Here is a 12,044-nt window from a genome sequence, read left to right on the forward strand (position 1 = left end):
CTGTTTTTTGTATTCCGATTATTTAGCTATGGCTCTAATTGGCATATATAGTAATAAGGTATTCAATTGTGTATATAATTTTTTGGACGTTTCATCTTTTTACTATCAAATGTGCTTTCATGGGATCATTCATGATCCTGCTGATCTCCGCATCAACAAAATCGGTAACATCATCTTTTATCTGCATGAAATTCTTATACACCACTCCATTTTCTAAATTCCTGATAACAGGCAACTCCTTTTGAAGTTTTCTTTCCTGATCAGCTTTTCTGGGGTCTTTCGTTACCTTACAGTGAAAGACCTTTTGCGGTATCTCCTGCCCAGGGTCATCGGCTACTATACCCACGAATTCACCGGAGGAAAGGTTACTAATAACGCTGGGAGGTATAGCCATATCCAGTTGCTGAGAATAGTTAACAGAGGTGTCTGAGCTGTTAATGGTGGTACTGGCACGGTCCTGCATAATCCTGCCTACCCGGTCGCTCATTTGCCTAGCGGTATCACCGGCAACCTGCCCACAGATAACATTACCACATAGGTTCATGAGTACATCTGCCATCTCTCTTGAATAGTCCTTTTTTACCTGATCCAGGTTTTGGATGACAATGGTAGTAGCTATCTGATTTGATCTACCAGTACCAACAAGTGCGTCAACGCCTTGCACTGTGAGGGTAGGGAATTCCTCGAAATTAATACCACACTTTAATTTCCCTTTTTTATTGATCTGTTTTATCAACCTGTTGATGTATAAAGAAAGTACTGCTCCATAGGTAATATGTTTCTGTGGGTTATTAGCCATGCACAGAATTTGTGGTGCTGCAGGATTATTAATATCCAGGGAAAAGTCATTGCCGGAGAGTATGAAATACAGCTCTGGTGAGGAAAGACGCGCCATTGCAATTTTTGCTGCAGCAATCTGCCCTTCTAGTTGCTCCATTACTCCGGCTTCGAGCGCAGAAATAAAGGGGGATATTAAGATCTGTAGCTCTGGTACTGACCTTATCAGTGTAAATAATTTAGCGTAATCTACCTGAAGTAGTTCTATGGCATGAGGCAGGGTACAAAACTCACCATTTCTGTATTGACGCAGATACCAGATAACCGCTGTTAGCAGAATAATTGGTGATTCCACAAAGAAATCGCCATTTCGCTGTATCCAGCTACGGTTAAGACCATAAAGGATGGTACGAGCTGATTCTGCTGCATCCGTAATATCAGTCATGGTAGATGGCTCAAGTGGATTACATCTACCGGATTTTGCCGGATCTTCAGGAATAATGGCATTGAACCTGATAGGAACTTTATACCGATGCCTGTACTTAAGGTAATGGTTATACGCAATAGTTGTCAGGTCCGGGTATTTCCAGTCATGGATGAAAAGACAATAGCCCTTTTCTATCTGTTGCCTGATAATCTCCTCTAAAATAAACCAGGATTTGCCGCTGCCTGGCTGGCCTGCCACCAGCAGTCCTTTAACTGAATTTATGTTGATATAGCTTTTGCGTACTTGGTCCTTCAGTTGGTAGGTGGCAGGAATGTTGATATAGAACTCGCCTTTCATCAGCCTTTCCTCTTGTGGAAATGTCTGGCTCTTACGGTTGAATATATCATTGCGATCAATATTGAGTTTGATAATCCTGGATAGGAGTGTGCCTCCGGTAAGAATCAGGATATATCCGCAGGTGGTGATGCCTATATAAGCACAGGTCCGGAACTGCAAATCATAGGTGAGTAGTAGCACATAGTAGCTGATAAAGTATAAAACCAGCCCTATACTGATATAGGCTACTACAGTGGTGTATTTAATATGCTGATCTTTTCTTCCTTGCGCGCCAAGAAGTGTTATGCCGAGGAACCCCAGGGCAATTAGTTTGGTTTTAAGAAAATAGGAAAATAGCCCTGTCTTTGTAATGTTATCCAGTAGCCTGTCGGTAATGTCAGATGTTAACTGCCAGGCGTGAAATGCGGCATAGCAGTAATAATAAAAATGAAGAATAAGGATGGCAAGGCTAATTAGCCTGGTAAGGTCAATGATTTTACGAAGACCTTGTTCGTTTTCTCCTGTACGCATATCTCACTTCCTCCAAAATCAATCTCAGCATGTGCGCCGGGGTAGGTTTAATCATTAATAGATGGGCGTTTGCGCCGTTTCTTTCGTTTGGTTTCTGCTTCCCGGTAAGTGTATTCTGGTTGTAGTAATTGTTCTACCAGCGTTGTATTGTTATCCGGTGCCAGGACGGCGCTATTAGCAGCTTGCGGTGGTATGGTAATCGGATTATTACGTTTTCCCATATCCTTCTCATGTGTAATGGATGGCAAAGGCTGCAGGGGTTGCAGCTCCTGATAACTGCCGGATGCAGCTTTCTTAAACAATTCAGCCGCGCTGTATGATTTTCCCAATGAACTTCCGTTAAAAACAGTTCTTTTGATGTGATCCACGAAGGTGATACCATATAATCTGCCATCAGCACTAATCCTGCGAACTGTAGAAATTCCGTTTCGTTCCAGTGATCCAAATAGATCAGATAAGCCAGATCCTGGACTTTGTTGAAAGTGCCAGTCAATTAGTGATTTGATCCTGCCACTATGTTGCTGTTTCTGAACTGATCCTTCCTGAAATTTTGTTTCCAAATAAGATAAGGTAGGTTTGAAATAAATGGAGCTGGCTTTTATGGGCTTTCCTACTTTTTTTCCATTTTCATCCAGCATGCGGTATAACAAACCTTTATTTCGTTGTACGCGGGAATTTTCCTTACATGGATCAGCATATACGTTACATAGTTGTAAAATGGCATTCAATTCTGCCAAGGAGCTATATTTGTAAGTATCTACTACATTAGCCAGCACGTTACTGATGCCACGTTTTGTTTGGCTCTTGCCGTAGCTTAACTTTTGTGCCTGAAGAACCGGAAGAAAGAATTGCTTCTCCTGTGGATGGTCAGCAGCCTTTTGCAGAGAGTAGTTTATCTCAATAGCCTGTCTGGCTGGTTCGGATAATCTTTTACCGATATTATGAGTAGGTATTCTGTCTCCGTTTGCATCTATAAGATTTGTGACAATATGAAGATGGGGGAGGATGGTATCAGAGTGCCGGTAGAGCAGGTATGGCTGGTCACCAAATCCAATTCTATTCATATAGTCGTTGCCGATAGTGCGCAGAAGATCATCATCCAGCTTATCTGTTGGATGAAAATTTAAGATGATATGCTGTGCGTTCTTTTTTGTCCTGGTATTTAATTGATTTAAGGAATTAAATCTGTCCAGTTTATCGTAGAAATTCAGCCTTTCTTTTTCCTGCAGGAAGTTACCTGCATATAGCAATTCGGCGCTGCCAGCCTTAACTTTCGCTTCGTTATAATTAATCATCTTAGAGATGTTACTGGTGGGCTTACCTATTTCTGCATACATGATTCATGAATTTTTTCAAGTTTGAAAAAGATATCTCTGATAAAATCAAGTAGCTGTTTGTGGCGCAGCTCATTAGATAAAATCCATGTCAACATTTCCGGTGAATCCTTAAGCGTATGCAGTCTTTTTACCTCTTGGTTATAGTTATTACCTATAGCGGAGATCTCATTTTTGATACCGATCAGGGCTGACAGAATTTCATCAGCAGATTGATTCCTGTATTTGAGTACTACAGGTTTGTTTAATAATACCTGCCTGGCGTACTGACTAAGGTTGCGGCAGGTCGTCTGCTGAAAGCGGTTGTATATGGCATCATAATCACCTGGCTTGGTGCGTATGGATATCCATTTGTTTGTCTTCTTTTCCATATAAATTGTCTTTAGTCTTAAAAAATCCCGTGAGTTCCGAGCGGGATATCAGATATACCCTGCCGACACAGGAGCCAGGGCGAGATCCCGATGTGCAACATCGGTACATCTCGCCGGGTGCGGGAACCGGCATCCTTTGGCTTAGTCCTCCTGATCTTATCAGGAGGGATATATACCTGTCTTGCTGCTTTGGTGATATACCAGTACGCAGTATCTTTTTGTACTTATCTGGATATTTCAGGTAATCGTTATAAGAGGGGGAAGGAGGATGAAACATCCTGAAATACCGTTTTCTTTTCTTACTATCGAATGGAGATATCCAGGGTTGGAGAAAAGCTATAATGACAGCTTGGATAATATAGATCCAGCCTGTTTTCCACTGAGTTGAAAGTATACTAATCATCTTCTCATCTTTTTCTTCTTCACAAAAAAACTAGTAATGGAAACAAATCTACACTCAGGGATCTGACAAAGTATCACTTGTGTAAATTCTGTACAGGCTTGTATTGCATGGAATTGGTATTTTCGTACCAGTATAAAATTGAAAAGTGATGAGTGTAAATGTGATAACTTATGTAACGGCAGTTAATGCAGGGAAGGAACCCAAGGCGTATGCTTTTGATGTACATCAAATACCAACGGGTGAGGTAATATCCCGTTTGGATTTTAAAGTGTGGACTAAGAAAAGCAGTGGTGTGACCTGCTTTTTTTGTGAGCCTGATACAGGCAGGAAATTTAGGGTGACTGTATTCAAGGATAAGCACAGTGAAGAGTACAAATTGTATAAGGGAGAATTGGATTTTAGAGAATGTCCGGTAGGAAAGCTGTATAGACTCAGGATTGAAAAGAATTCAAATGGGAATATGTCTTTAAAGGAGGCACATTTGATAGAGGATACTCAGTGATACGGGTAAGTATGAGCTATGGCTTCCGGAGATAAGTACGTCATAATTAAATATAACTTCTTGTTTTTGTATCTGCATATAATGTTAATGGTTATACGAAATAATTATGTAGGTAAGATGCCACGGTCTTATTAAATATCAGTAACGGCCTGCCCCCAAGGGCAGGCCGTTTTTATTTATGGGAAACCTGTCTTTCGGGCCAGCCCGAAAGACAGGTTAATTAATATAGACCAACTAACTTAATATAATACCGTCTAAACCTTTGGCGGCAAAGGTATCGCAGAGGCTAAACGCTGTCTGTAAACGCTGGTTAGCAGTGCCGCCCATAATTGAATTTAGTTTTGTTTCTTCGTTTTTATACGAACGGTAGTTTTGAAAGTATCCGCTTACCGCGTTATATGCACCGTATACAGTGCCTTTTGTTGATTCCATTAGTTGTGTTGGGTTTGTCATCGCATACTCGTATACGTTTTCGACAATGTTGTTAAAGCTCGTTGATATTTCATCAAAGTTACCTTTTTGAATATTGCTTAAAACTTCCTTATTAGGCACCATTGCAAGCTGAATAAGTTTTTTAACCTCCGGGTCAGTGATACGAACTTTTGACCAGTGGTTAAAAATGTCCTGCATTTGATAGGAAAGCCTGTTGCTTATTCCCATTACCCGGTGGGCCTGTGCTAGTCGGTCTTTTGCATTGGCAGTATGCCGTATTTTAATACTGTTGGATTTATTGACCATAGCGGCATTTAGTGTATTATTACATACTATGCGAATGGGGGTAAATGCTGCAGTAATACTACCCATGCCGTTATGGCTGGTAGTAAGAAATAAATATTGTTCTATCAGGTCATCATTTGCAACACGTATATAATTGGGTAGTTTAGCAGTTATGAAAATTCGTTCACCCTTGCCCAATGCGCCGGCAGTTTCATAGAAGATGCCGTCACCACCTACAATAGAATCAAAGAAACTAAAAGCGTCTTTGTTTTGTACTATCTGATAGTCTTTTCCTACTACGCCTAACACTACATCATTATCAGTGCGTACAGTGGCGTAATATCCCGGAACCGCTATAGATGGAAAAATATTAGCACTTTCGGCGTCTACCTGATTTAAAGAATCCAGGGTATACAAATTTCTTTTCTCTACCTGATAGTCTAGGCCAGCATGGTCGATAGCTTCGGCGCTGGTGGGGTACTCTGATACTAGCTTACCCAGGCCGTGCCATGCCTTTTGGTTGACAGAAAAAAAACTGTGTTTACCTGTTTTGTCGTTGAAATTAATATTGTGTGCCATAGAATCACGCCCGTTTTTGTTTATATGCCGCACACGGGGAGGCTGCGGTAAAAAGAGAATTAAAAAAATGGAGTGGGTTTGTGGCTAATCTGCCAGAAGTGTTAATTGCAGGTTGTTGTCTCTGTTGGGATAACTGGGATGGCTATACTTTTTTTTGAGATACCACACCGTTAAATTTGCATTTAATAAAATGGCCCAGGCATTGGCGAGGGCTTTTGATCGCGTTACCTGCCTGCTTCGCTGGATCTCCCAGGAAAACAGCATTAGTTGTGAAAGCTGGTTGTTAGTCATAGTCGCTAAATTTTTAGGTGAATTAATCTTACATGCTCGGCTTACTGCCTTGCAATTACCCGTAGCGACCAGCCATTACACCTGGATGGAAGGAGAAAGTTTGAGGAAAAAAAATACGACCGCAGTCGGCTGAAAAAGACATCATGAACGTGGTGGAGATTATTTTTTCTCAACCGCAGGCCAGCCGACGCGCAGCAGAGGCGCAGACTTTCGTATGAGCAGAAGGGTGTAATAATTTTTGGAGGGGAAGAATGCTTTGATATCCAGGGTCTTCAGAAAAAAGAAATTGGGTATAGGGTAATATGGGGTAATTTCATTATATTATATCACTAAACCCCATTAGAGATATGAGAATACTTAAGATGTCTATTATTGGAATTGTAACTGTTGTAATTGTTTTTGTATCAGTAAGGCTCCTTTCTGCTCGTCAACAGACCTGTGACTATTGTTATTATCAAAATCAAAAGTACTCGAATGGAGCTGTGTCTGGCTTAAACTCTATTTGTTCATTTAAATGTTCAAATGGTCAGTGGCAATGCCAAGGGTGTGCTGCCGGAAAACCTTGTCACAATCAAAGTTTGAGCAAAACCTGTAAGCCTTGCATGTTCCAGAATATGGCTTATAGTGAAGGGGCACCGTGTTCATTGAATTCAATTTATTATTATATCTGTCACGATGGTAATTGGGTTAAACAACCATAGGTAGAGTACTATGTAATTCTGGGAAATCTGTTAGCGTATTTGGTTAATTATCTGTCCAAAAGCTATATGGTTTTGTTCTTTTAAATAAGTGCATTTACTTCTGCATGATAAAATGTAATAGAGCATGATAGCAGTAGTAGTTTTCTTATCTTGTATAGAAACGACATGGTAATTGACCGTTGATTTTTGTAAATTCCATATTGAATACACAGTATAAGGATTTAATAGACAATTTTATTGCTCGTACCCCTTTCATATCCTAGTTATTGTATGGTACATCCACATATGTAGTATTCCGTTGATACCCAACCCATTTATTCATCGAAAGGAACTAATCATGCTATGTACTGTGACCTTGCTAAGTGGGGAACCACTAGAATATTTAGATGAAATACCGATTAATTTACAAACGGCTGCAATTGTTTCTGAGAAATCTTACACTGCCAGTTATGCTAATGGTGAATTGTTATTTCAATGTATCTCAGACTGCAGAGACTATGCACTGTGGTATAAGGTGCTGATTTCAAGAAAAACTGATTTGCTTATCAGTAAATATCCGGAACCACGATTGATACTGAGGGTTTCACTAAATGGCATACTTGAATTTGAGTTGCCAGAGATAAATACTTTTAAGTTAGGTCCAGGGCAGTTTCTACTATACTATCAGGACAGTCCTTACAGCCAGTTACTATTGCAGGCAGATAGCGAGTATAGGTATCTTGAAATTGCTATGCCTGTATCATATTTGGACCTTTTTATGAGTTATTACCCTATACTTCAGGGTTTTGTTGAGAATGCAAGATCTTCGGCCTCAGTAAGCCTTACAGCCACTCCATTATCTGGCAACGCGGCTCTTTTGGATAATATTGAAAAATTACTGCAGTGTATTTACAAAGGAAGTCTTCGCGGAATGTTTACTGACGCAAGGATAATGGATATTATGACAGAGGTATTTACAATAGCACAAGGAAGTACCAGGACGGAAATACTATTGTCGCAGGATGAAAGAGAGCGAATTTGGTCTGTCAGAGATATGCTGGGTGAGAATCTGGATATTCACTATACGATTAAGGATTTATCCCGCATGGTATATATTAATGAGTATAAGCTTAAAAAAGGCTTCCAGCAGTTAACAGGGGCAACTATATTTGACTACCAATTGGGTAGGCGAATGCAGGTTGCTCAAAAGTGGTTGAAGGAAACAGATCTGAGTTTAGAGGAAATTGCCACTGCTACAGGGTATCAGTATTTATCCAGTTTTGTTGCTGCCTTCAAACATCGTGTGGGCGTTACACCTGCAGCTTTTAGGAAAAATGCAGTATCGTAAATGCTCCCGATTGCCTAATATTCTTTCCGTTTTGCTTAAATAGTTGATCTGATAGCTGTTGTAATTTAGAAAGAGAGTTACACCCTAAACATCTAATCCTATGCAGCATCGAAAGTATTCATTGGAATGGTTTGATTTGTTTATCACTGAAACCTTACCCGAAATCTTTAAAAAACCTGTACTGGTAAACCCTGTATTTATTAGAAGAGTTTTAGAAAAAGCTTTAGAAGAAAGAAAGCATATCCGTTTACGACTTTTGGAAGATATGTTCAATACCAGGGATGAAAAAAACATGCAGGTACTCATTAATCGTTACCAGGTTTTGCTAATTCATTTAATAGACGAGGCCAACAAGGTGGAAGTGTCCAGCTCAAACAGGCTTGTAAGGTTTCTTTGTCAAAAACTGCAGCAATGCCTGGAAAGTCTTTTGGCTTTTATTGAGAATGACTTTCTAAAGTATTTCGATTTAGAACAACGAGTTCCAGAGAGTTATCATGCTGTTTGCAGAGAGCTTATAGGGAATGAATTACCAATACTAGAAAAGAAGCTATATAGTTTCAAACAAGATCCTGCTTTGGTAGAAATGATACTGGATAACCTTCGTTCATTTGTCGTTAATACCAGGGTTCATCTGCCTTACCGGATATTTTTATATATGAAAGCAGTCTGGTATGAGCTGCGTTTTTCTTCTGTGTACAATAGGCAAGAGTGGAAATTGCCAATTCTTTTGGAAATACTTATCAGATTGAATTACAATAGCCCTGCACTAACTAATTACCTTGCTGAAATATACCTTCCCAAGAAGCTGTCATCGATTACTGAGACTGACGGTAAAGTAAAGTTGCTACATGCTTTCCGGAGAAGTGTTTCTGAAATCACCATCTCGGCAGAAGGAAAGCTGTTTCGGGATCTTCCTGGAATCGACGAGCAAATATTTCAGTTGGTGGGTGAGGAAATAGAACTACTATATCCGGCTGTTAATTCGGCCACGGAAGGTCTTACAGTTGTAGGTAAAGATTTTAAGATGCAGACTACTTTCAGTGTACCGGTGCTAGGCGCAATCTTCAGGATATTTAAAGAAGCTGGTGCTATTCGTAACGCTAACGTAAAAAAGATGTTAGAATTTGTGGCGGCAAATTATACAACACTAAAATCTGATGATATCAGTTATATCCACATTCATAGCAGTTATTATGATATAGGTCCAAAAACAAAGCAGCAGCTTTATGATCTGTTCATACAATTAGCAAATACTAGTAGAAAGTTGTGAGAATATTGGAGTGATCCTTTATGGATTGTATTCGTTTACCTCATTAGACAGCTGAAATTAATTTCTACTGTTTGATGGGGTTTCTCATTTAGATATAAATAGAAATAATTTGATCTGATTATGAAAGCTTTAGCAAGGCTACTACTAGGGTTGGTAGCCTTTTATGCATGGATTAATCTCTTTCTTTGCCATGATGGATCTACGACACTGTAACTGTAGGTAAATAATTGCGGCGCAATACAGGTATTGCCTTACTCCTGTAGTACAAAAAGAAAGGCAGTAATCATTTCTTTCACTTTCAAAAATCAATGTTTATGAAAAATTTCAGATTGCTTTTGGCGGCAGCTGTCTTAATCATTGCAGCCGGTGGTGCCTATGCTAAGGGAGCGTTTTCGGCTCATAATACCAGTAGTCGTGCCATGGCATGGTTTGAGTACAGCCCAACTACCTCTGGTGGTACAGCGAATCCGGCTAACTATCATGAAATTACTTCTACCGGTTGCTTAAATGGTAGTCAGTTATGTGCTATCCGGGTAGAGAAGAATGCTAGTACAGGACTTCCGGACGCTACAGCACTGAATAATATTCAGTCTGATATTGACGCAGGAACCCCAATTGCGGGAAAGGTGGTGTTTAAACCATAAAAAATGCCGTCCTGTATTTTGCAGGACGGCAAATATCTTATTTTTCAGGTTTCATTAGCTTACTAACAAATTTTTTGCTACCAAAAGTGGTTGATTTCCACCCGCCTCTTGGGCCATATTCTTCTTCTGTAATGGCCCCATATTTTTCTTCAGCTTCTTTATAGGTTAAGATTTTGGTAATTAATACCCAATGGCCCACATTAAGGCATTCTAATTGCCCGTATTTGCGGAGTTGATGAAAACGCTCATCTCCAAGGTGACGAATTATTTTAAATCCCCAGGCAATTGTTTCTCCGCACCAATTATCAGTTATAACGCTTTGATAATCAGATAATTCATTTTCATATCCGGCAGGTATTGAGTTGTTCATGAATGAATTTTTACAGTATTACAGAATTATAATCTGAATATACCAATTATTATTTGACCCATAGGCTCGTAATTCAATCATGTAAACATTAGTGCTGTTATCGTTTATTTCTTTCCATACTTTGTGCAGTCGCAAGTACACTAGTAGGTATCTGCATAGCGTATCTTAAATCACCGGGAGGTAACGTATATCTCTCATTGTCAATCTTCCTTTCCAATGTAATTTTACCACCAGCCAATGTATTTAGCCTTCGTATATCCATCCATCTGATAACTCGAAAGGGGAGTTCCTTACGCCTTTCCGACAGGATAACATCTATTAAATTATCCGTTGATGTTATAGGCGTGAAGCTTAATTTATCATATCTGTTTTTCTTAAATTGATTAAGTGCTTGCAACGCGTCACCGTTTTTGCCAATTCGCGCTAGGCACTCTGCTTGCGTTAAGTAAACTTCATCTGCTGCTAATCCTTCAAAGAGCTGGTAAGAGTTGCTTCCGTCATAATTTCCTGAAAAAGCTGCGCTCCCATCAGGATTTATTTTATAAAAGAGTTTCTTCCTAAGATCATTTGTAGTGTATGAGCTTATCAATATGGAATCAACCCGGCATATGGAAGCATCTAGGCTATACGAGTAATTGGCTGCTATGTGAAAGATGACCTCATCATTGAAGCGTTTAAAAGTTTCGCCAGAAGCTGAAGAAAGCAGGTTGTAATCTAAAAGCTGTATACCTGATTTTATGCAGGTATCAGCATAGTTAGCGGCTTTTGAATAATTACCAATGCAAAGGTGTATTCGGGATAGTAATGCCAATGCGGCTACTCTTGAAGGTCTGGTTTTATAGGCAGTATTCTGGGGGAGTAATTGTGAAGCGTATTCCAGGTCTCTGGTGATGGTATTATAAGTATCCTGTAATGAAGAGCGATGGGAAGGTTCATTAACGTCAGCGGTTAAACGAAGTGGGATGCCTAATTCTGAAGTGGATGATTGTGGATCGTATGGCATTGCAAATTCCTGCGCTATCATAAAGAAGGCAAATGACCGATAAAACAAGGCACTTCCTTTAATCTCGTTCCATTCTTTTAATTGATCTGGCGTAGGATTTACTTCTGCAATCTTTTCCAATACCAGGTTGGATTTGAGTACTACTCTGTATGTAAGGGTCCAATCCATGTCGTTGCTTACATCATCTTTCCAGATGTAGTTTTCTCTGTCCGTTAGTGATGATATGCTTTTCCAATTGCTGGTCAGCAGATAATAGTTGTCTGATGCCACCTCGGTAGCAATTGGCCAGGAAAGGTTCATTGTAGCTACATCATCCATTAAAGCGCGTAGATCTTTCATTGTGGAGGGAACAACCATTTTTGCGTCTGGTTTTGCATCCAAAAACTTACGACAGGCATTGAAAGATGATAATATTGCTACTGGCAGTAAGATCAGCGATATATATTTATAGTAATTCATAA

12 protein-coding genes are annotated in these 12,044 nt (G+C 39.7%); 5 read left to right on the top strand and 7 right to left on the bottom strand.

Annotation, left to right across the window (positions count from 1 at the left end; translation table 11 throughout):
* Window positions 1-91 precede the first annotated feature (91 nt).
* From mobC to DVR12_RS03010, 3 genes are read right to left on the bottom strand one after another with little or no spacing between them, the layout of a single operon-like run.
* On the bottom strand, window positions 92-2,071 hold the full coding sequence (mobC, locus tag DVR12_RS03000; protein ID WP_116973961.1) for a conjugal transfer protein MobC: 1,980 nt from the start codon (window positions 2,069-2,071) through the stop codon (window positions 92-94).
* Between the two features lie 47 nt (window positions 2,072-2,118).
* The gene (locus DVR12_RS03005) at window positions 2,119-3,408 is read right to left on the bottom strand and encodes a relaxase/mobilization nuclease domain-containing protein (protein WP_116973962.1); all 1,290 of its coding nucleotides are present in this window, start codon (window positions 3,406-3,408) and stop codon (window positions 2,119-2,121) included.
* Complete coding sequence (locus DVR12_RS03010) at window positions 3,393-3,776, bottom strand: plasmid mobilization protein (protein WP_116973963.1); 384 nt, start codon at window positions 3,774-3,776, stop codon at window positions 3,393-3,395. The genes DVR12_RS03005 and DVR12_RS03010 overlap by 16 nt, the downstream gene beginning before the upstream one ends.
* A 551-nt stretch (window positions 3,777-4,327) precedes the next feature.
* On the opposite strand from DVR12_RS03010, the gene DVR12_RS03015 reads away from it, so the two are divergent.
* Window positions 4,328-4,681 carry a hypothetical protein gene (locus tag DVR12_RS03015; protein ID WP_116973964.1) on the top strand — a complete coding sequence of 118 codons (354 nt, stop codon included), beginning with the start codon at window positions 4,328-4,330 and terminating at the stop codon, window positions 4,679-4,681.
* Between the two features lie 234 nt (window positions 4,682-4,915).
* Here the strand turns inward: DVR12_RS03015 and DVR12_RS03020 are convergent, their stop codons facing one another.
* Both DVR12_RS03020 and DVR12_RS03025 read right to left on the bottom strand, forming a co-directional pair.
* Window positions 4,916-5,977: a DUF932 domain-containing protein gene (locus DVR12_RS03020; RefSeq protein WP_116973965.1), complete on the bottom strand. Its 1,062-nt coding sequence runs from the start codon at window positions 5,975-5,977 to the stop codon at window positions 4,916-4,918.
* Window positions 5,978-6,061: 84 nt separating this feature from the next.
* Window positions 6,062-6,268 carry a hypothetical protein gene (locus DVR12_RS03025; protein ID WP_116973966.1) on the bottom strand — a complete coding sequence of 69 codons (207 nt, stop codon included), beginning with the start codon at window positions 6,266-6,268 and terminating at the stop codon, window positions 6,062-6,064.
* A 362-nt stretch (window positions 6,269-6,630) separates the two neighbouring features.
* Here DVR12_RS03025 and DVR12_RS28090 point away from each other — a divergent pair, with 362 nt between their 5' ends.
* The 4 genes from DVR12_RS28090 to DVR12_RS03045 all read left to right on the top strand — a co-directional run bounded on the left by DVR12_RS28090 (window position 6,631) and on the right by DVR12_RS03045 (window position 10,210).
* Window positions 6,631-6,969 (top strand): DUF1496 domain-containing protein, encoded by a 339-nt coding sequence (locus DVR12_RS28090; RefSeq protein WP_394337590.1) that lies wholly within the window; start codon window positions 6,631-6,633, stop codon window positions 6,967-6,969.
* Between the two features lie 337 nt (window positions 6,970-7,306).
* The gene (locus tag DVR12_RS03035) at window positions 7,307-8,296 is read left to right on the top strand and encodes a helix-turn-helix domain-containing protein (RefSeq protein WP_116973968.1); all 990 of its coding nucleotides are present in this window, start codon (window positions 7,307-7,309) and stop codon (window positions 8,294-8,296) included.
* A gap of 100 nt (window positions 8,297-8,396) precedes the next feature.
* Window positions 8,397-9,566, top strand: coding sequence for a hypothetical protein (locus DVR12_RS03040; protein WP_116973969.1), 1,170 nt, complete (start codon window positions 8,397-8,399; stop codon window positions 9,564-9,566).
* Between the two features lie 314 nt (window positions 9,567-9,880).
* Entirely contained in the window at window positions 9,881-10,210 is a 330-nt protein-coding gene (locus DVR12_RS03045) for a DUF6520 family protein (RefSeq protein ID WP_116973970.1), read from the top strand.
* 37 nt (window positions 10,211-10,247) lie between these two features.
* On the opposite strand, the gene DVR12_RS03050 is transcribed toward DVR12_RS03045, so the two are convergent.
* Window positions 10,248-10,580: a hypothetical protein gene (locus DVR12_RS03050; RefSeq protein ID WP_116973971.1), complete on the bottom strand. Its 333-nt coding sequence runs from the start codon at window positions 10,578-10,580 to the stop codon at window positions 10,248-10,250.
* A gap of 97 nt (window positions 10,581-10,677) precedes the next feature.
* Window positions 10,678-12,042, bottom strand: coding sequence for a RagB/SusD family nutrient uptake outer membrane protein (locus DVR12_RS03055; protein WP_116973972.1), 1,365 nt, complete (start codon window positions 12,040-12,042; stop codon window positions 10,678-10,680).
* Between the last annotated feature and the right edge of the window lie 2 nt (window positions 12,043-12,044).

The organism is Chitinophaga silvatica (assembly GCF_003419895.1).
GTDB classification, from domain to species: domain Bacteria; phylum Bacteroidota; class Bacteroidia; order Chitinophagales; family Chitinophagaceae; genus Chitinophaga; species Chitinophaga silvatica.

Excerpts from the sequence above, each read along its gene's own strand:
- DVR12_RS28090 (WP_394337590.1), top strand. The coding sequence starts at position 6,631 with ATGTCTATTATTGGAATTGTAACTGTTGTAATTGTTTTTGTATCAGTA.
- DVR12_RS03050 (WP_116973971.1), bottom strand. The coding sequence starts at position 10,580 with ATGAACAACTCAATACCTGCCGGATATGAAAATGAATTATCTGATTAT.
- mobC (WP_116973961.1), bottom strand. The coding sequence starts at position 2,071 with ATGCGTACAGGAGAAAACGAACAAGGTCTTCGTAAAATCATTGACCTT.
- DVR12_RS03055 (WP_116973972.1), bottom strand. The coding sequence starts at position 12,042 with ATGAATTACTATAAATATATATCGCTGATCTTACTGCCAGTAGCAATA.
- DVR12_RS03020 (WP_116973965.1), bottom strand. The coding sequence starts at position 5,977 with ATGGCACACAATATTAATTTCAACGACAAAACAGGTAAACACAGTTTT.
- DVR12_RS03015 (WP_116973964.1), top strand. The coding sequence starts at position 4,328 with ATGAGTGTAAATGTGATAACTTATGTAACGGCAGTTAATGCAGGGAAG.
- DVR12_RS03025 (WP_116973966.1), bottom strand. The coding sequence starts at position 6,268 with ATGACTAACAACCAGCTTTCACAACTAATGCTGTTTTCCTGGGAGATC.
- DVR12_RS03035 (WP_116973968.1), top strand. The coding sequence starts at position 7,307 with ATGCTATGTACTGTGACCTTGCTAAGTGGGGAACCACTAGAATATTTA.
- DVR12_RS03005 (WP_116973962.1), bottom strand. The coding sequence starts at position 3,408 with ATGTATGCAGAAATAGGTAAGCCCACCAGTAACATCTCTAAGATGATT.
- DVR12_RS03010 (WP_116973963.1), bottom strand. The coding sequence starts at position 3,776 with ATGGAAAAGAAGACAAACAAATGGATATCCATACGCACCAAGCCAGGT.
- DVR12_RS03040 (WP_116973969.1), top strand. The coding sequence starts at position 8,397 with ATGCAGCATCGAAAGTATTCATTGGAATGGTTTGATTTGTTTATCACT.
- DVR12_RS03045 (WP_116973970.1), top strand. The coding sequence starts at position 9,881 with ATGAAAAATTTCAGATTGCTTTTGGCGGCAGCTGTCTTAATCATTGCA.